The organism is Massilia antarctica (assembly GCF_015689335.1).
Taxonomy (GTDB): Bacteria; Pseudomonadota; Gammaproteobacteria; order Burkholderiales; family Burkholderiaceae_D; genus Telluria_A; species Telluria_A antarctica.
Window position 1 is genome coordinate 6,798,137 of sequence record NZ_CP065053.1, and the last position, 19,057, is coordinate 6,817,193.

Here is a 19,057-nt window from a genome sequence, read left to right on the forward strand (position 1 = left end):
TGTCCGTTACCCCACATAGCAAGCTATCATCGTCGCTATCGTATCGATTTCCGACCTGACAGATGCCCATACCGAGTAAAAGCAGCAGCAAAACCTTCCGTTATCCCAAGATGCCAGGCACCTTGCGCGCCGATGTGCTGGCGGTCTTGCTGGCATCGGACGACATGACTGGCCTTGAGAGTATTTTCGACCAAAGAAAGCAAAGCTTGAGCACGGTAATTCGCGCGCTGATCCGCAAGTACGGCTGGCCGATCGAGCGCCGCGACTTTCCGACCAACACGGCCGATGGCCGGGCTGGCTGGGCCTCGGTGTATTGCCTGCCGCAAGAAGTGATCGACACGGCGCTGGCCGGTGCCGGACGCGACTGGCTGGACGGGGTGCGCGCGGCCCGCGCGGCCCGCAGTCGCCGCCCCCTGCGCTCGCCGGGGGCCGCCAAAGGCAGGACAGTCGCTGCGGCGGAGGACGACGATGGCCAATGAGGCACTGCCGGCAATGTTGCCAGTAGCTTAAGTCAATCCGATCAACATTCAAGGGGCGTATGGGTCCAGAAATTTACAAGGTCGCCGACATTGGGCGCGGGACCTTGGCCGTAATGGCAAAACCGGTAGCCGGCGAATGGATCGACGACGAGTTTTCCGGGATCGCCAGCTATGGCATTACCGGCATGGTGTCGCTGCTGGAGCGGCACGAAATACGCGAACTCGGCCTGGTCAATGCGCCTGCATTGTGCGCATCGAACGGCATCGCGTTCACGCATTTTCCGATCGCCGACCGTGGCTTGCCGGGTTCGCCAGCCGTGTTTGCGCTGGTGCAGGCGCTCGCCCGCCGCATCGAGGACGGTGAACATACCGTCATTCATTGCCGTGCCGGCATAGGGCGCACGGGCTTGGTGGCTGCGGCCGTGCTGGTACGGCACGGCTGGACACCAGAGGCGGCGTTCAAACAGGTATCGGCATCGAGGGGCGTGGAGGTGCCCGATACGCCCGAGCAGTATGCCTGGGTAGCGACGCATCAGAAGCGCTTGCGCGCAGCCTGAGCGACAGTTCCCGGCATCGGGGGCCGTTCAGGCGCCGCAGACGCGGGAACAGGATGTCCGGGTAGCAAGGGCTCAAAAGCGCGCGTGCACGGCTCGCTGATGCGCCGTCCTGGCAAGCCGATCGTGGCGTCCGCCGGACTGTCGCCCTACGCGGGAGCCAGGGGGCAAACTGGTGCTAGAACGATTCCCATTCATCGGCCTGAACCGCCGGCTTGGCGCTGCGGGTCGCGGGTTTGGCCGGGGCCCTGGCTGCCGCCCTGGCCAGCGGTGTGGCCACCGCCCTGGCGCGTGCCGGCGCCGCAACGGCAGTGCGCGCCGGCGTTCCTTGCGCGTCGTCGCCATGCAGCTTGAACACGCTGACCGCCTCGGCCAGTTGCACGGCCTGGCCCTGCATGCTCGCCGCGGCAGCGGCGGCCTCCTCGACCAGGGCCGCGTTTTGTTGCGTGGCATTGTCCATCGCCACGATGGCGACATTCACCTGCCCGATCCCGGCGCTCTGCTCGGCACTGGCGGCGGCGATCTCGCCCATGATGTCGGCCACCTGGCGCACCGACCCCATGATCTGCTCCATCGTGTCGCCCGCCTGATTGACCAGTGCGCTGCCATTTTCAACCTTGCCCACCGAATCGTCGATCAGCGCCTTGATCTCCTTGGCGGCGCTGGCCGAGCGCTGCGCCAGGTTGCGCACCTCGGACGCCACCACCGCGAAACCACGCCCCTGCTCGCCGGCGCGGGCCGCTTCGACCGCCGCGTTCAACGCCAGGATATTGGTCTGGAAAGCGATACCGTCGATCACGCTGATGATATCGACGATCTTGCCGGAACTTTCCCTGATCGCCCCCATCGTTTTCACCACTTCGCTGACTACGCGGCCGCCCCTGTTGGCGTGCTCGGCGGCGGACACGACCAGGGTGTTGGCCTGGCGCGCATTATCGGCGTTCTGGCTGACGATGGACGTCAGTTCTTCCATGGAGGACGCGGTTTCTTCCAGGCTGGCGGCCTGGTTTTCGGTGCGCGACGCCAGGTCCATATTGCCGGCCGCGATTTCGGACGAGGCGGTCGTGATCGTGTCGGTGCTGCCGCGCACGGCGCCGACGGTGCGGGTCAGGCCCTCCACCATGCCCTTCAAGGCCGTCAGCAAGCGCCCGGTTTCATCCTGGCGGGTAACCTCGATGCGGCGGGTCAAGTCGCCGCGCGCGACGGTTTCGGCCAGGATCACCGCTTCGCCGATGGGAACGGTCACGGAACGGGTGATCAGGAAACCCGCCACGGCCGACATCGCGCTGGCCAGCGCCAGCAGCATCAGCATCGTCAGCGCCGCCGAACTGGATGCGTCCGCCGCATCCTTGCCGTCCCGCGCCATCAGCCCGGTCTGGTACTTGAGGACGGCATCGAGCCGGCCAAAGTACGCGTTCTGCACGGGAATGACTTCCTTGAACAGGAACTGAATGGCCGCGTCGCGCTCGCCTGCTTCGAAGCGCTTGACCGCTTGCGAACGCAGCTGGAAATAGGCATCGAAAGCCTTGGCCTGATCCTGGAATAGTTGTTTCGCCTCGTCGGCGACCATCATCGCCCCCAGCTTGGCGGACGCCTCGGCGCCGGTGTGGTCGGCGTCGAGCATGCCGCTCATCAAAGTTTGGGACTGGCCCGGATCGGGGGCCAGCATCGCGTTGCGCAGCGACTGGGCTCCGCGGTTGGCATAGCTGCGCATGACATTGGTCAGCTCGACCTGGACGTAGCGGTCGTTGACGAGATGGTCGGTCAGGGAACTGGTGTAGCGGATGCGGTTGATGCCGAACAGGGACATCACCAGCAGGATGCAGATTGTTAAACCGAACCCGATGGCCAGGCGCGCACCAATTCTCAGATGGGAAAACATCGCGACAATCTCCTTGACGAGCGTTCACATGGCTGACCGATGAGAATCATTGTAAGCCTGCTACGTGCAACGCAGTCAAGGAGTGTTGTTAAGCGGCACATCGGCCGCCTTGCCTTATCGCTGGGCCGGCACGAATTCCTGCAGCACGGCCTGGCGCAGCAAGCCTGGCGGCACCAGCCCCTGCGCCAGCACGAAGTCGTTGAAGGCCTGGCGGTTGAACTTCTTGCGCAAGGCGACCTCGGCTGCCTGGCGCGTTTCCATCAGGCGCTGGTAGCCGTAGAAATACGAAGTGGCCTGACCCGGCGCGCGGAAGGTGTAGCGCTGCATTTCCTGGGTCGCCATGCCTTCCGACAGCCCCACCTCGTCCATCAGGAAGGCCTTGACGCCTTCCGGCGTGATCTCGCCCAGGTTGACCATCGGATCGAGGAAGGCGCGGGCGGCGCGCTGCATGCGCGCCTGCAGCGCGAACAACTGGCCGTCGAGCGGCTCGTAGGGCTGCATTTCCGCTTCCGCGTACAAGGCCCATCCTTCGACGTTGACGCTGTTAAACGCAAACACCGCGCGCGCGGTCGAGACGCCGGTTTCGATCATCTTGGCAAATTGCAGTTCGTGCCCGGGGCGCGCTTCGTGCGCCGTCAAGGTCCAGGTCGCCGCTTCGTGGGTGAAGTCGTCGAAGGCCAGCGTCTTGCCTTTGGCGTCGGGCGGCATGCCGGCGGTGAGCACGAATTCGCCATACTCGCCGGTGTTGCCGATCAGGCGCGGCGGGTTCATGTGCGGCGCCGGCTGGGCCGCGCTCTCGGCGGTGCTGGCCATGCGGATGACCGCCTTGCGCGCCGGCAGCGACACGATATTCTGCGCGCGCACGGCTGCTTCGATCTGGGCCAGGCGGTCGGCGTACAGGGGCATGACCTGCTCGGGCGCCACCTGCTGCTTTTTCAGTTCGGCCATGACGGCGCGGTAATCGGGATTGGCCAGTTTGCGCTCGCGCGCGATCAGGCCGGCGGTGATATTCATCTGGTTGCGGATTTCGGCGAACGAGGTCAGCGCCTTGGCGATCAACTCCTGCGGACTGATGTCGACCCCGAACTGGCGCAGGTTATTGGCATAGACCTCGGCCGGCAAACGGTGATCCTTGCGCGCGCGCGACAGGATCTGCTTTTTCACATGCTCGTTATACGCCGTCAGCTGCGTTTCGAGCGCGGCGAAACTCGGTTCCCAGCCTTGCAGCTCGCTCTTGCTCAGCAAGTCCTTGATGCCCTTGATCAGGGTCGGGCTGTCATTGATTGCCTGTTCCACTTCATCCTTGAAAGGACCGATCAGGTTCGTGTTCGCTTTCAGGCGTTCCTGCAGGCGCTCGACCGCCAGCTCGGTGGATGGACGGTAGCCCTTGGCCAGGCCGGCGTATTTCTGCAGCCGGACCAGCAAGGTTTTCTGGCGCTCCTTGGGAATGCGCGGGTCGAGCGTCTGGCGCACCACGCCGAACAATTGGTCGGCCAGATTATCGAAAGGGACAAAATATTTGCGCTCCAGGCCAGCCGCGCGCATCTGGTCCTCGGCGCTGCCGATCAGGATATCGATATCCTGGCGGATCTTGACGTCGGTTTCGGCCTTGCGGCGCTTTTGCAGTTCGGCGATGACGGCGCGGATATCTTTATTGGTCTGTTCGAAGTGGTCGCGCGACAGGTCGGTGATCTGCTCGTCGTAACCGTCGACACCCAGGCCGCTGGCGCCTTCGGGGGCATATTTGGCCATCACTTTCAGCACAAGCTTGGCGTTGGCATTGCTTTTGGTGACCCACGCCGGTTCGGCCGCGGAAACAACGGCGCAGAGCGACAGCATGGCCAGCGCGACGGCGGCGCGGATAGTGCGGATGGTGGTATGAGGCTTCGACATGACGCTCCTTGTTTTATACATATGCGGCCTGACCGGGAACCGGCCGGATGCGCGGACCACTGTTTTACCAGATACCGGCCGATTGATCAAAGCTTCCCTGCCGGCGGCCGGCCGTCGAAGGCGTGCGGCGGCACCAACCGACAGGTTTTACGGACGCCCAAACACCTGGTCGAATGCGGCGAACGTCCCACGGTCTTGTCGATCAAGCACGGCAAACGTGACATGGCTGAAGGCGTTCTTGTAGCGCGGGTTATGCAGCAACTGCGTGGCGAACCAGCCCGCCATTTCCTCCGGCAAGTTGCCGAACACGCCGCAGCCCCACGCGCCCAGAATCAGGTCGGTGTGACCGTGATGCAGGGCCAGCGCCAGCAGCTTGTCGATCCGCTCAAGCATGCACTGCTCCAACTCGTTCACCCGTTCCGGCTCGTTGCGGGCCACCGCAGCGCGGTTGACGGCCGGCGCAGTCACGATCGAGACCAGATACGGCGCATCGAGGAAGGCATAGTCATCGTCGCGAAAGACCGGCACCTTGGACGAGTAGATCATGTCATCGTTGTACATGCAGGTGCGCAGCGCGCGGTTGGCCTCGTACATGGCGTTCATCTGCACGATGCAGGCATACAGGCCGGACGACTTGGCCAGGTTCTCTTCCTGCGCCTCCGAGCCGCCCAGAAAGCCGCCCCCCGGGTTTTTCGCAGAGGCGAAATTGAGGCACAGCGGGTCCGCGCGCCCTTCGGCGACGCCGCGCCGGGCTGCCGCGAGGGTCGATTCATTGCGTACTTCAAAACGCGTGGCCTGCGCTTCGCCCGACAGCGGCGCCGCGCTCAGTTGCGCCAAGCGCTCCGACGAATAGTGCAGGGACTGCGCCTTGGCCAACGCCAGGGCGTCGGCAATGGACACGGTCTCTCCGCGCGCATTTTCATAACTCCCCCGTTCCAGCACGGCCAGGGTTTCCTGCGCAATGGCTGCACGATGATGTCGGTTACTCATTGGGTATTCCTTGTTGTTTTTATTGATGATGCAGTGAACAAGCACGGCGCCCACACCACGCCGGCCATACCAGCGCATCATAAATGACTTAGTTTATTTTATCAACTAACTTAGTGAGAAAATTAAACTAACAGATGTAAAGTGGTAACATACGCGCTCACCACAACGAGGACAATGATGGGCACCACCGATCTCACCGAACAGGAATACCTCGCCAGTTACAACGTCCACGCCTTCGATGTGCCGTTGACCACTGTCGACCTGGTGATATTCACGGTCCGGGAACAGGCGCTGCATGTGCTGCTGGTGCAGCGCGGCGCGCATCCCGCCAAAGGGCAATGGGCCTTGCCCGGCGGGTTTATCGATATTCGGAACGACGTCGATCTGGACGCGACAGCCTTGCGCAAGCTGCGCGAAAAAACCGGGGTCATGGCGCCGTATCTGGAACAATTGCAGGGATTCGGCAGCAGCACGCGCGACCCGCGCGGCTGGTCGGCCACGTTCGCCTATTTTGCGCTGATCGGGTCAAGCGATATCGAACTGCAGCACGGAGCGGGGGCCGATGCCGCTTGCTGGCATTCCATCGGCGACGTTGGCGTCGACCTCGACCTGGCATTCGACCACGCCATGATCGTGGCTACGGCGGTGCAGCGGCTGCGTAACAAGGTCGAATACACCTCGCTTCCGGCGCATCTGCTGGCGCAGGAATTCACCTTGTCCGAGCTGCAGCGCGTGTATGAAATCGTGCTGGGGCGTCCGATCGATAAGAGCGCCTTTCGCAAACGGATCAAGGAAGGCGATTTTCTGGACGAGATTCCCGGCAAGCAGCGCCACGGCAGCAATCGCCCGGCGCAGCTATACCGCATCCGCAGCGGCCAGCCGACCGTCTTTTTCAGCAGGACGATGGGGGCATGAACGTGGCACGAGTCCTGCACGACGTTTTTCCATCCATTTCTGACTGGCCTGAGCGATGAGTAAACTAGCTTGTACCTGCGGGAAAACTATCCGCGACGTCAGCGATTCGCTTCCCTACAAAGCATCGTTCCTCCCGGATGTTAACTGCAACCCCCTTCTTTGACTGGGTTCTCGACGAGACGCAGAGTTTTGTCACGGCGGCCCTGAATGGCAGCGTTGATGAATGGCTTCTGCAAAAGGGTTACGGCCAGGGTTATGTCGATTTGAAGCTAAGCCACGGCAGTATCGTGCACGACCACATTTACTCGAAATACCTCGGTCTCTCGCGGGATATATTTGAATGCGAGGAATGCGGACGTATCCTCGTCGAACTGAGCACCAGAAACCAGTTCACTGCGTACGCACCTGATAGCGCTACCTACAACCGCGTACTTGCCGGCGATCCGCCAGTCGACGCAGCGGATCTGTAACGATCAATCCCGGGGTGGACTGCGCCGGCGTTTTGCCATTCACTCATTGCTTGCCCGGTCCAATTGCCACATGCCACGCCGGCAACGACTCACGGTTGCCTTTCCACTCGTTCGGAATACCTGACAGGCCAGTATATGAGGCGACGATACCGCCCACGATCGCACACACGGTATCGCGGTCCCCGCCTGCGCTGACGGCGAGCCACAGCGCCTCCGGGTAATTATCAAGATGGTGGCTGCAGCACCAGAGTGCAAACGGCACCGTATCCTGCGCGGACATGCCGGTGCCGTTGCCAAGGATGGATACCGCAAATTGGACCGATGTGACGCTGCTGATCGACTGCGCCCGCACGATGCGCGAGCGCACCTCGCTCTGGGGCAACAGAGTCAGCACGCTTCCCAGAAAGTCGCGCGACGTTGGCAGGGAAGCGCAGCCGCGCAGACGGGCCGCCTGCGCGGCTGCAAGGGCCACGGCGACGGCGCCAGCTTCCCCTTCGGCATGCGCATGCGTGACTTGCGCGGACAGCAGCGCTTGCTCGGCAGCCATCTCCAGATCGTCCGAGAAGAAAGCGCCCAACGGGGCCGCGCGCATGGCCGCGCCATTCCCCCACGAGCCCTGCCCTTCAAAGGTACTGCCGGCGACCACGCGCCAATGTTCACCTTCGCGAATGCGGGCCAGTACCCGGTGCATCGACGGACCGTAGGCCCGGTCGTAATCGTAATGCCTGGCCAGGCTGGCGGCCAGCCGGTCCTGATCGATGCGGCCAAATTGAGCGAGCATGGCTACCACCGACAGCGACATCTCCGTGTCATCGGTGTAATGTCATGGCGCCGTCGGCGACTGGCGTTCGGCAACGTGGCGGTCCGGATCGGCGAGCTGAAAAAAACACTGACCGAACGCATCCCCAACCGACAGGCCCTCAAGTGATTCAAGTGCAGGTGCTAATGGACTCATCAAGAATCGACCTTCATAGGACGTGAGTGGACGCTACAAACTACCCTGCATGTGAAAAGCGAACAAATTGCGCCGCCCACCATACGTTCGAGGCGGACATCACAGGTTCGACAGGCGGTCACGTGGCACCCAGCCCTGAACTTTCCTTCCGCTTTTGGGATTGGTGTAGTGCGCATAGACGAAGGTACCGGAGGCCAGGCTGGCGGTCAAGCTATCGCCCGGCACGACAAATACGCCAGGCATCGCGCAGTCAGTGTCGGGCGCGCTCAGAAACTGCAAGCGCCCGGGTCCCTTGACGCGGCTGGCAAGCGGCGCGCTCACCGGCCCGGCATTTTTCTGGGCCAAAAACCCGACTGCGCCGCACAGGCTAGGCGATTCAAACGCCAGGATGACGTCATCGCCCTGCCACTGATAGCTTTCCACGCCGGTTTGCCGGTCCGCCGGATTGTTCAGATGAACCACCGGCGCGGCCCCGGACATGCCGGCACCGCCAAGATCGCGGCATTGTCCGAATTCCTTCGATACCTTCGGCGCGCCGTCCGACAGTTCCAGCAGCAGATAGGAATGGTGGCAATGCAGCCCAGGGCGACTGGCTTGCACGATAATGTATTCGCGCTCCGCCATGGAAGTGATGCGAAACAGGGATGCGCTGTCCGCGCCGATGGTCGCGATTTTCTTGCCGTCAACGAGGATGTGCGCGGCATCCGCAACCGTGCCGACTTCCACCCTGCCATGGCGCGCCTCGATACTGGCCGTGGTGGCCGGTGCCGCCGCCAAGGCCGACAGCGGAGCGAACAAGATCGCGGCCGTCAGTTTTTTGGTCAGTTTTTTGATGTGTGTATTGATCACGTATGTGCCCAAAAAGTACACCGTATTCTATCAGTCGTGCGAACGCCGGCCCGCGCTCGGTTCACTTGCGTATCCCAACGCACGCACCATGGCCATGGGATAGATTATGATTAGCCCACAATAATTATCGAATTCATATCGCCAATCTCCTATGCACCAATACACCCTCCAGCAAAAATCGTTTCTGCTTCTTCTCGCCCTGGTCACCATCGGCTTCGGCTGGATCCTGGCGCCCTATGCCGGCGCCGTGTTCTGGGGCGTGGTGCTGGCGATCCTGTTCGCGCCCCTGAACCGCTGGCTGCTCAAGAAGACCAACAACAAACCCAACCTGGCTGCCTTCCTGACCCTGCTCTCGATCGTGGTCATGGTGATTTTGCCGCTGTCGCTGGTCGCGGTGTCCCTGGTCGACCAGGCCGCCGGCGTCTACGAGTTGGTGCGCTCCGGCGACCTGAGCGTGGGTACCTACTTCAAGAAAATCATGAGCGCGCTGCCGCACTGGGCCGTCAATCTGCTGGAACGTTTCGACCTGTCCACCCTGTCGAAGCTGCAGCAGAAAATGACGGAAGGCGCTTCCCAGGTCAGCCAGACCGTCGCGCGCCAGGCCATCCATGTGGGCAGTTACACCGTCGACCTGATGGTCAGCATGTGCATCATGCTGTACCTGCTGTACTTCCTGCTGCGTGACGGCCAGGCGCTCGCCGCGCGTATCAAGGGGGCCGTTCCGCTGAGCCGCAAATATAAACAGCGCCTGTTCAACAATTTCACCGCCGTGACCCGCGCTACCGTCAAGGGCAATATCCTGGTCGCGATCGCGCAGGGTGCGCTCGGCGGCCTGATTTTCTGGTTCCTGGACGTGCAGGCGCCGGTGCTGTGGGCCGTGGTGATGGCGTTCCTGTCGCTGCTGCCAGCAGTCGGGGCCGCGCTGGTATGGGCGCCAGTCGCCATCTATTTCCTGGCCACCGGATCGATCTGGGAAGGTGTCGTGCTGAGCGCTTTCGGCGTGCTTGTGATCGGACTGGTCGACAATATCCTGCGCCCTATCCTGGTGGGCAAGGACACCAAGATGCCAGACTATGTGGTGCTGCTTTCCACCGTGGGCGGCATGGCGCTGTTCGGTTTGAATGGTTTCGTCATCGGACCCGTGGTGGCGGCGCTGTTCATCGCGGCGTGGGACCTGTTTGCCTCGGCCAGCGAGTTCCACACCGATTAAACGGCAGGCTGCAAGCCGCGGGTGGCGCCTGGACGCATCAGTCGTCCGCCTTCGGGTGCCAGCGCTGCAGCGGCGGCTCCGGCGCGGTGAGCGCTTGCAGGCGCTTGTACAGCAGGCTGGTTTCCAGCAGATTGCAGATGCGTAGCATCGTCTCGATCAGGTCGAACGGCTTGGTCAGGAAATCCTTGGCCCCCAGCGACAGTGCGCGCCGTCTGGCTTCCTGGGTCACGTCGGCGCTGATGACCATCACCGGACGAAACTCGTCGGGCGGCGTGCGGCGCGCCAGTTGTTCCAGGACCGCGTAACCGTCCAGGTCCGGCATCATCAGGTCGAGCAGCACCAGGTCGGGATCGAACGCCGTCACCAGATCGAGCGTGCGACGCGGATCGGTGGTGCTGATGACATTGCGAAACCCTTCTCCCGCCAGCATGTCTTCGAGGATGTTGACGTTCTCTATTTTGTCGTCGACAATCAGGAGCCGCATGGCAAGCAGGTCGGAAATATTCATGGCAGCAATCGGTCCAAAGTAGCAAAAAACAGGCTCACGTCGAGCGGCTTGGTCAGGTAGTCGGCGGCGCCGGCGGCCAGTGCGCCGGCAATGGTCGCTGGCAAAGCGTCGGCGCTGACCATCACCACCGGCATCTGGCACAATCCGGCCGAGGCGCGCAGCTGTGCGAGCAAGGCGAGTCCGGATACGTCGGGCAGATGCAGGTCCAGCAGCACCAGGTCGGGCGCGTGACGTTGCGCCAGCTCCAGGCCCTCGCTGCCGGTGGACGCGCTGAGCAAGGTGATGTTGGGGCGCCGCGCCAGCAGGATCTCGACCAGCGCCAGATTGGAAGACTGATCCTCGATATACAGCACGGTACAGGCGCGTTGTGACGGCGCCGCCGCCATGCTGGCCGGCCGCGGCGCGAGCGCATGGCCCGGCGCGGCGCTCAGCGGCAGCTCGACCCGGAAGGTGCTGCCCTGCCCCAGCGTACTCTCCATCCCGATGTCGCCGCCCATTGCGCGCACCATCTGCAGCGACACCGCCAGCCCCAGGCCGGTGCCCTCGCCGGGACGGCGTTCGGCGCCCAGCCGGTCGAACGGCGTGAACAGGCGCGCTTGCAGGGAGGGATCGATGCCCGGTCCGTTGTCGCTCACGCCAATGCGCGCACGGCCAGCATCGGCCTCGACCCGCAGCGATACGGTCCCGTTCGGATGGTTGTACTTGACCGCGTTCGACAGCAGATTGAGCATCACCTGCAGCAAGCGCTTGCGGTCGGCCAGCACGTGCACGCCGGATGCCGGCGCCGGGGCGGCCAGGGTCACGCCGCGCTCGCCGGCCATGGGCGCGATCAGGGCCAGCGCCTCGCGCAGCAGGCTGTCGACCTCGACCGGCACGGGATCGAGGTCGAGATGGCCGGTTTCGATGCGCGCGATATCGAGCACTTCGTTGATCAGCGCCAGCAGGTGACGGCCGCCTTTGAGGATATGGCCGACATGCTCGCGCTCGGCCGGGGTGGTCAGCTCGCGCTCAAGCAACTGGGCAAAACCCAGGATCGCGTTCAGCGGCGTGCGCAGTTCATGGCTGGTGCGCGACAGAAATTCGGTCTTGGCCTTGCTGGCGCGTTCGGCTTCGCGATAGGCTTGCTCGGCGTCGGCGCTGCGGGCCGCCAGCAAGGTGCTGGCATGCGCCATCCGGGCTGCCAGCTGGCCCAGTTCATCGGTGGCGGGGGCGATCGGCGCCAGCGGCGCGCCGCGCGCCAGCCGCTCCGCGTTATCGGCCAGGTCGCGCACGCGGCGCCCGATGCCGGTTGAAAACAGCAGCACCACGACGAGCGCGCCCAGCACCCCGGCCGCGCTGGCAACGCCGGTGGCGATCATGGTGCGCGTGTAGACCTGGTCGGCGAAGCGCTCGCTCTCGCGCCGCAGCACGTCTTCGCGCGCCAGCATGGCATCGATGTGGCCGCGCAGTTCGTCCAGCACCACCTTGTTCGATACCAGGATAGGCACCAAGGTCGCCGCCGGCGTGGTGTTGCCGAGGCCGACCAGTTCGCTCAAGCCTTCGCTTTTCCGGGCGGCCAGGGCCGCTACCTGGTCGAGCAAGGCGCGCTGCCGCGGATCGCGAATCTGCCCGCGCAGCCGGCGCAAGGTGCGCGGCAGCTCGGTTTCGGCAATCCGGTAGCGTTCCAGGAAATTCGACCGCCCCGTCAACAGGTAGCCGCGCACGCCAGTGGCGGCCTCGGCCAGCAAAGTATGGACTTCCTGGATGTCGTGCTGGATCTGCAAGGTGCGCTGCACGCCCTGCTGGGCGCGGCGGCTTTCGGCCCCCATCAGGTAGCCGGAGGCGAGCGCGCCGAGCAGGATCACCAGCGGCACCGCGATCAGCACCAGGCCCTTGATGCGCAGGGAGCGGTTCGACCACCACTGGGACCAGCCCGCCAGCGCGCTCATGGGCTGGTCGCGCCGGAATGGCCGAAGCCGAGTTCGACCGCGCGGGCGGCGACCTGGGTGCGGTCGGCCAGGCCGAACTTGTGGATGATGCGCTCCACATGCACCTTCACCGTGCCGGGCGCGATGCCCAGGCGCAGGGCGATGTCGGCATTGGTCAATCCGTGCGGCAGCAGGCCCAGCACCTCGAGCTCGCGCGGCGTGAGCGGGGTGAGCAGCTTGGCCGATTGCGCGGCCGGCACCGTCGCCCGCGCAGCGCCGTGCGGCAAGGCCGAGGCCAGCATGCTGGCCAGGGTGGACAAGGCCGCCAGGTCGGCCTCGCCGGGAACCGGCAGCGGGCGGCGGCTGGCCAGTTGCAGCACACCCAGCGCGCGCCCGGCCGAACGCAGGGGGAACAGCAGTTCGATGCCGGCCATCGCCCCGGCCGGCAGCAGCATGCGGCTGATGCTGTTGCGCCGGACCAGTACGCCAGCGTCATCCTTGAGGCCGGCCGCCAGGGCGCCTTGCGCGGGAAAACGCATGCCCGCCGGCAGTACCTCGCCGCGCGCAGCCTGCACGCGCAGCGCGCCGTTGTCGTCGGCCAGCACGCTGCCGCAGTCGAAAGCGCAAAACGCCAGGGCAAAGCCGAGCATCGCGTCGAGCGCGGTGGCGGGCTCGCGCGCGGCGAGCGCCTGGCCAGCCTCGTGCAGCAGGCGCAGGCGGGCGGTATTGGCTTGCTGCTCGCGGTAGTGCTCGCGCAGGGTGTGGGCGGAGGGAGAAGAGGTGCGGGGCATAGGCGCAGTATATGCCGAACGGCAGAGCTCTGGCTAGGCCTGGCGGCGGACGGCAAGGCGCCGGCGGCGGGCGATAGTGCGTCTGTCGCAGCAAACAATGCGCCATCCACATTGACTTAACAGGAGAATTTCATGAACAAACTGATCCTTGCCGCTTCCCTCTTCGCTTGCAGCCTTGCCTATGCCAAGGAGCCGCCGCGGGTGTACGGCAACGAAGCCGTCGCGCCCGTCACCAAACAGGAGCGCGAGATCGCCGGCCTGTTCGACCGCTGGAACGCCGCGCTGGGCACAGGAAAAGCGGAGGAAGTAGTCAAGCTGTATCACCCGAAGGCGGTCTTGCAGCCGACCGTGTCGAACCAGGTGAGGACCACGGCGGCGGAAATCGAGGACTATTTCGTGCACTTCCTGGAACTGAAGCCGCACGGCATGATCAACTCCCGTCATATTCAGATGCTGAGCAGGGACAGTGCCGTGGACAGCGGCGTGTACACCTTTGACATCGTCAAGGATGGCAAGCCGGCCAAGGTGCAGGCGCGATATACCTTCGTGTACAAGAAGCTGGGGAAGGAATGGCTGATTCTGAAGCACCATTCATCGGCGATGCCGGAACAGGTGGCGCTGCACTGAAGCGGCGACTGCCGGGGGCCTGACGAAAGCAGGCCTATAGCCGGGCCTACAGAACGATCGTGGGCATAAAAATCCTGAAACCGGCTTCAGACACCGCGCCCGGCACATGCATCGAGCGCGCGGCCGTTGCACCCTTTAAGAGAGCCCTTGGGCCAAGAGGACAACGCCGTCGGAGCCGGATTTTCTGTCGATGGCGATTTCCAGGTACTCGGGAGACTGAGCCCACTCATGAAAAGAGCCCTCATCAGGGAAAGACATCAAAATCACTTTTTCCCGGTCCCAGGGGCCTTCCACTACCTGGGGGCTTGCATCGGCCGCAAGCAGGCTTCCTTTAAATCGCCCAAAGACCTCCATGAAGCGAGCTTGATATCGATTGTAAGTGTCCAGATTGGTAATCGAAATCTGTGCGATTGCGTAGACCGTCATGGTCATTCCTCTATAAACGCGGCGCGGAGCCGGGGTGTGTAAAAAAAATGGCGGAGATCGCGCCTTGCTTTGCTCGCGTGAACGAACCTTTTGCCGTCATGCCTCAGTGTTGGCCCGCCAGGAATGGCGCAGCCGCCTAAGAGCCGGCCTTGAGTGCAAAATGCGTCCACATACCCCCAGGAAGATCGGCCACATCGAAGAAAAGACTCATGGGACTGGCCAGGCCAATGACAGCAAACGTCGTGACAGCCGCGAAGAATGCGGTTCGTGCGTACAGCGATGTGTAAAGAAGGACTTGTCCGAGCCGTCATCATACGCGAATGCCTGGCTTCGAACGGCAGCTATGCGGATGGGACTGTCGACAAATTTTTCACCCGGTTCGATTCGAAGGTCGCGCAGGAGCGACCGGACTTCCTATTCACGGCGGCGGCTCAAACCGCTACGCTTGAGAGAACGCTCAAGGGACTACTTGGCGATAACGGAGCGGGCGCCAATGTTACGGTAATTGACCTGAGCGACCCGCCCTTCGAAGTGCGAAGCATTACGGTCTCTCTCATTTCCTCAGCGGCTCATTTTGGTATTAATTTCCTTCAGTTTGGCATGCATATATCCGGTTATTGGTGTTATATTGGTATATCGATCTTGCACATAAGGCATCGGAATTGTCGTGTAAACCGATTCCGCCATCACCGCGCGGGCACGGAGTGACGCGCGGCACACGGATCGACCAGGTTTATCTCCGGCACGCAAGTGCCCCGACAATTTGATAGGGAGCCTCAATTGAACAGAACAATCATCCACAGCCTGATCATCAGCGTACTGGGCGGGTCGCTGGCCGCGTGCGGCGGCGGCGACGGCAATACGTCCACCGGCACCCAGTCATCCCAAAGCAAGATGTTGGCGGCGACGAGCGTCTGTAACGCAGCGTGGAACAGCGCCACCGTCTATGATGGCGGCAAATCGGCCAGCTACGGGGGGATCAACTATACGGCCGCCTACTGGACGCAGGGCGACAATCCATCGACCAACAGCGGGGCCGCTGGAAGCGGCAAGCCATGGACGGTGAGTGGCTGGTGCGGCACCACGCCGACTCCGACACCTACGCCGACACCCACCCCGACACCCACCCCGACACCCACCCCGACACCGACCTGTTCATCCCAGACCTGGACCGCAGGAGTGAACTACAGCTTGGGCACCGTGGTGAAGTACCCAGCTAACGGCAATTTCTACAAGGTCGTCAATAGCGGCACCAACGGCTCCGACGGTACTGATCCGATCATTAGCACCTGGTATTGGCAGCAAACTACTTGTGGCAGCACGCCAACTCCGACGCCTACTCCCGACCCGGCAGGTAGTTTTGCCGGCCTGTCAAAAGCGCAGTTCGAAGCATGGTTCCCCAGCCGCAGTTCGTTCTACCAATACGCCGACTTCGTCGCCGCAGCGGGTTACTATCCGAACTTTGCCAAGTCGGGCAACGCCACCCTGGACAAGCAGGAAGTGGCCGCCTTCTTCGCCAACCTGCAACACGAGTCGGACAACCTGAGGGCAGTCAGGGAATACAACACCGCCAACTGGCCCTTGTACTGCGACGTGAACTGGGTACGAGTCACCTGCAAGAGCACCAACATGGTCGACCAGTACTTCGGCCGCGGCCCGATCCAGATCAGCTGGACCTCGAACTACCGCAGTCTGGGCAACGCCATGGGCCTGGGCGAGCAACTGGTGAACAATCCGGAACTGTTGGCCACCAACGCCACCATCGCCTGGCGAAGTGCGGTGTGGTACTGGATGACCCAACCGGGCCGCGCCGGCAGGCCGGCGCATGACTCGATGGTGGGCGGATACGGTTTCGGCCAGACCATCAATGCCATTAACGGCAATCGCGAATGCGCAGGCGGCAGCGAGTACCAGGGGCCGGCACAGATGCAGACCCGGGTGAATTACTACACGACCTTCACCCAGAACTTGGGCGTACCCACCGGTCCGAGTCCGACTTGCTGACAGGCACGGGCTGAAGCTCAGGCCTGAAACGCAAAAGGCGGCATCGATATCCTGATACTGTCCCGCTGTGGTCCCGGCGATTTTAGATAGTTGCCGGGACAAATATAGATATATAAATCAGAGACTTAGAATCTTTAATTTAGTTGTCCCGGTGTCCAGGCGAAAGTATTTACGGCCCAGACGCCTGCTGCTGCTCGATCTTGCTACGCTCTGTCCTGGCGCCGGCCAGCGTTACATCTGATGCGCTTGTTGGGACGTCCCAAGACAAAAAGCCCACGTTCTCTATAGGAAAAGCACGGGCTTTGGGACTTTGCAATACCGTCTGGAATGATTTCTTGGCGGAAGCGGTGAGATTCGAACTCACGAACGGCTCACACCGTCGCCAGTTTTCAAGACTGGTGCCTTCAACCGCTCGGCCACGCTTCCTGCAGAACGCGATTATACAGAAAACCCCCGTCCTTGGGCAGTCACAGCTGATCCGACGCCCGATTCCCTACGCGCTACCCCGACCAGGCCCGGCTCCGCCCACACCCCATCCGACGACGCCAGTCGGGCTCGCCGGCATCCGCGGCGACGCCGCCACCTCGTGCAGCGCCATCATCGTCCGCCCCCCCGCACGCCGGCCGGCGTGACGCTCATGCTCACTGCCAGGGAAGCCAGTAAATGACAGTAGCGGCAACACGACCAACGCCACGCCGCCACCTTCGCAAGCTGCCGGCTTAACCGATGAAGGCCATGCCGTCGGTCAGGCCGTCCGCCACGCCGACCAGTTCCAGCGGCGCCATGGCAGCGAAGGCCGGAGCCTTGACGTAGATCAGATTGTCGGCTGTCAGGCTGCTGGCCATGACGTTTTGCAGGGTCATCAGCGTGTAGGCCTTGTCGGCGCCGGCCGTGCCATCGCGGTCGAACTCCACCAAGGTCGAGCTGCCGCTTTGCAGGAAGCGCACGATGCCGGCCGCGAGCGGATCGCCGCTCTGCATGGCGGGCGTGAACAGCGCCAGCACGTCGATGCGGTCGCCGCCAGCGCCGGCGCTGAAGTCCTTGACCGTCAGGCTACCGGTATGGCTTTTGCCGTGCAGCTCATAGGTATCGATGCCCGTTCCGCCGCTGGCGGTGACAACAGCATTTCCATCCATATCGCGGCGCAGGATGATGATATCGTCGTCGGCCCCGCCCGACGCCACCACGCGCCCGTTGCCCACGCGGATGTCCAGAATGTCGCGTCCGTTGCCGCCATACAGGCCACTGTCGCCGTAGGCGATCATCTTCAAGTAGTCGTTGCCATTGCCGCCGTTGATCTGGGCATTGCTGTAGCCGCCGTCCAGGGTGTCATCGCCGGCGCCGCCGTCGAGGATGGTGTCGCCCTCACGCGCCGTCAACTGGTCGTTGCCATTGCCGCCGGAAAGCGTATCGGATCCAAAGCCGCCGGTGAGGACGTCGTCGCCATCGCCGCCGAACAGTTGGTCATTTCCATCGCCGCCATCCATGGTGTCATTGCCGCTGCCGCCAAGCAGATGGTCAGCGCCATCCGCGCCGGCGAGCTTATCGTTGCCAGCGCCGCCATCGAGCGTGTCGTTGCCGGAGCTGCCGGCGATATCGTCATTGCCGAGGCCGCCAAATGCCGTGTTGTCACGACCACTGAGGAAGAGAAAGTCATCGCCGGTGGTACCCACGACATAGCGGCCGCTTTCCGATCCATCGGGACTGATTCCGCTCACGAAGTTGGCACCATGCATACTTGTAGCCAGAACAGCGCGCAGGGTCGCGACCGTATGAAAGCTGTCGACGCTGCCGGCGGCGCCGTCGTCGTCGACCTGAAGCAAGGTGTCGTTGCCGCTCTGGACAAGGCGCAGATAGCCGGCCGCGCCGAATGGATTATTGTAACCGGAGGGCACACCGAACAAGTTAAATTGATCGCCACCAATACCGGCCTGGAAATCATCGATCACGACATTTTCGGCGTGCTTACCCATAGTGAAATAGAAAATATCGCTGCCGCTGCCGCCCGCAATTTCCAGGGTTTTGGTCGCCGGCTCGGATTGGATTTGGATGACATCATTGCCCGCGCCGCCGAATATCCTGACGTGCACCGTCGCCGCCGATCTCGTCGTACCCGCGCTGATCGTGTCGTCGCCAGTACCGCCATCGAGCGTGTCATTACCTTCGCCGCCGAGGAGAAAGTCATTGCCCGCGCCGCCACTGAGCACATTGTCACCGCTCCATTCGAGCAGCCGATCATCGCCCGCGCCGCCGTCGAGCATGTCGTTGCCCTCGCCGCCATCGAGCTGGTCGCGGCCCTCTCCGCCGCTGAGAACATCATTGCCAGCGGCGCCCCACAGGGTATCGTTGCCAGCCAGACCGGTCAGGGTGTCATCGCCGCCCAATCCGCTGATGAAGTCGGCCAGTATTCCGCCACTCAGTTGGTCGGCGCCCTCGGTCCCGATCAGCTGCAGGCCTGCGGCCGGGCTGGCGTCCTGGACCACGCTGGCGTTGGCGCGGTAGGCCGGAACGGCACGCACAGGCATTGTGGAAGGGAAAATCGTCATTGGTCATCCTTAAGGTAATTGCACGCTGAACAGTCAGCGAGGAGTGGTAGC

The 19,057-nt window shown here is 62.9% G+C and carries 16 protein-coding genes, 1 tRNA gene and 1 pseudogene; 7 read left to right on the forward strand and 11 right to left on the reverse strand.

The annotated features are described in order from the left end of the window. Positions 1-62: 62 nt before the first annotated feature. Together IV454_RS29850 and IV454_RS29855 are read left to right on the forward strand one after the other, a co-directional pair. A complete protein-coding gene (locus IV454_RS29850) occupies positions 63-479 on the forward strand; it encodes a hypothetical protein (RefSeq protein ID WP_229521918.1) in 417 nt (138 codons plus the stop codon). Positions 480-538: 59 nt separating this feature from the next. Further along, positions 539-1,036 (forward strand): phosphatase domain-containing putative toxin, encoded by a 498-nt coding sequence (locus tag IV454_RS29855; protein WP_379674731.1) that lies wholly within the window; start codon positions 539-541, stop codon positions 1,034-1,036. Positions 1,037-1,211: 175 nt separating this feature from the next. On the opposite strand, the gene IV454_RS33450 is transcribed toward IV454_RS29855, so the two are convergent. The 3 genes from IV454_RS33450 to IV454_RS29870 all read right to left on the reverse strand — a co-directional run bounded on the left by IV454_RS33450 (position 1,212) and on the right by IV454_RS29870 (position 5,798). Further along, positions 1,212-2,915: a methyl-accepting chemotaxis protein gene (locus tag IV454_RS33450; protein WP_206089250.1), complete on the reverse strand. Its 1,704-nt coding sequence runs from the start codon at positions 2,913-2,915 to the stop codon at positions 1,212-1,214. Positions 2,916-3,029: 114 nt separating this feature from the next. Continuing rightward, positions 3,030-4,808 carry a DUF885 domain-containing protein gene (locus IV454_RS29865; protein WP_206089251.1) on the reverse strand — a complete coding sequence of 593 codons (1,779 nt, stop codon included), beginning with the start codon at positions 4,806-4,808 and terminating at the stop codon, positions 3,030-3,032. Positions 4,809-4,955: 147 nt separating this feature from the next. Next, positions 4,956-5,798 carry a TIGR02452 family protein gene (locus tag IV454_RS29870; protein WP_206089252.1) on the reverse strand — a complete coding sequence of 281 codons (843 nt, stop codon included), beginning with the start codon at positions 5,796-5,798 and terminating at the stop codon, positions 4,956-4,958. A gap of 177 nt (positions 5,799-5,975) precedes the next feature. Here IV454_RS29870 and IV454_RS29875 point away from each other — a divergent pair, with 177 nt between their 5' ends. Together IV454_RS29875 and IV454_RS29880 are read left to right on the forward strand one after the other, a co-directional pair. Beyond that, positions 5,976-6,713 (forward strand): NUDIX hydrolase, encoded by a 738-nt coding sequence (locus IV454_RS29875; RefSeq protein ID WP_206089253.1) that lies wholly within the window; start codon positions 5,976-5,978, stop codon positions 6,711-6,713. A gap of 137 nt (positions 6,714-6,850) precedes the next feature. Further along, positions 6,851-7,183 (forward strand): hypothetical protein, encoded by a 333-nt coding sequence (locus IV454_RS29880; RefSeq protein ID WP_206089254.1) that lies wholly within the window; start codon positions 6,851-6,853, stop codon positions 7,181-7,183. Positions 7,184-7,226: 43 nt separating this feature from the next. On the opposite strand, the pseudogene IV454_RS29885 reads toward IV454_RS29880, so the two are convergent. After that, positions 7,227-7,991: pseudogene (locus tag IV454_RS29885) on the reverse strand (ADP-ribosylglycohydrolase family protein); the annotation flags it as partial. A 246-nt stretch (positions 7,992-8,237) separates the two neighbouring features. Next, on the reverse strand, positions 8,238-8,987 hold the full coding sequence (locus IV454_RS29890) for a hypothetical protein (protein ID WP_206089256.1): 750 nt from the start codon (positions 8,985-8,987) through the stop codon (positions 8,238-8,240). A gap of 151 nt (positions 8,988-9,138) precedes the next feature. On the opposite strand from IV454_RS29890, the gene IV454_RS29895 reads away from it, so the two are divergent. Next, positions 9,139-10,197, forward strand: a complete 1,059-nt coding sequence (locus tag IV454_RS29895; RefSeq protein ID WP_206089257.1) for an AI-2E family transporter — start codon at positions 9,139-9,141, stop codon at positions 10,195-10,197. 37 nt (positions 10,198-10,234) lie between these two features. Here the strand turns inward: IV454_RS29895 and IV454_RS29900 are convergent, their stop codons facing one another. The 3 genes from IV454_RS29900 to IV454_RS29910 are packed head-to-tail and all read right to left on the reverse strand — an operon-like array spanning position 10,235 to position 13,403. Further along, a complete protein-coding gene (locus tag IV454_RS29900) occupies positions 10,235-10,705 on the reverse strand; it encodes a response regulator (protein WP_206089258.1) in 471 nt (156 codons plus the stop codon). Then, positions 10,702-12,633 carry a hybrid sensor histidine kinase/response regulator gene (locus IV454_RS29905; RefSeq protein WP_206089259.1) on the reverse strand — a complete coding sequence of 644 codons (1,932 nt, stop codon included), beginning with the start codon at positions 12,631-12,633 and terminating at the stop codon, positions 10,702-10,704. Before IV454_RS29905 ends, IV454_RS29900 begins: the two co-directional genes overlap by 4 nt. Then, positions 12,630-13,403, reverse strand: a complete 774-nt coding sequence (locus IV454_RS29910; protein WP_206089260.1) for a helix-turn-helix transcriptional regulator — start codon at positions 13,401-13,403, stop codon at positions 12,630-12,632. The genes IV454_RS29905 and IV454_RS29910 overlap by 4 nt, the downstream gene beginning before the upstream one ends. Before the next feature lie 132 nt (positions 13,404-13,535). Here IV454_RS29910 and IV454_RS29915 point away from each other — a divergent pair, with 132 nt between their 5' ends. After that, on the forward strand, positions 13,536-14,030 hold the full coding sequence (locus IV454_RS29915) for an SgcJ/EcaC family oxidoreductase (RefSeq protein WP_206089261.1): 495 nt from the start codon (positions 13,536-13,538) through the stop codon (positions 14,028-14,030). Positions 14,031-14,165: 135 nt separating this feature from the next. On the opposite strand, the gene IV454_RS29920 is transcribed toward IV454_RS29915, so the two are convergent. Next, complete coding sequence (locus tag IV454_RS29920; RefSeq protein ID WP_206089262.1) at positions 14,166-14,456, reverse strand: DUF1330 domain-containing protein; 291 nt, start codon at positions 14,454-14,456, stop codon at positions 14,166-14,168. A 780-nt stretch (positions 14,457-15,236) separates the two neighbouring features. Between IV454_RS29920 and IV454_RS29925 the strand changes: the two genes are divergently transcribed. Continuing rightward, positions 15,237-16,460 (forward strand): glycoside hydrolase family 19 protein, encoded by a 1,224-nt coding sequence (locus IV454_RS29925; RefSeq protein ID WP_206089263.1) that lies wholly within the window; start codon positions 15,237-15,239, stop codon positions 16,458-16,460. Positions 16,461-16,796: 336 nt separating this feature from the next. On the opposite strand, the gene IV454_RS29930 is transcribed toward IV454_RS29925, so the two are convergent. Continuing rightward, a tRNA-Ser gene (locus IV454_RS29930) sits at positions 16,797-16,886 on the reverse strand. A 293-nt stretch (positions 16,887-17,179) separates the two neighbouring features. Next, the gene (locus tag IV454_RS29935) at positions 17,180-19,006 is read right to left on the reverse strand and encodes a calcium-binding protein (protein WP_206089264.1); all 1,827 of its coding nucleotides are present in this window, start codon (positions 19,004-19,006) and stop codon (positions 17,180-17,182) included. Positions 19,007-19,057 lie beyond the last annotated feature (51 nt).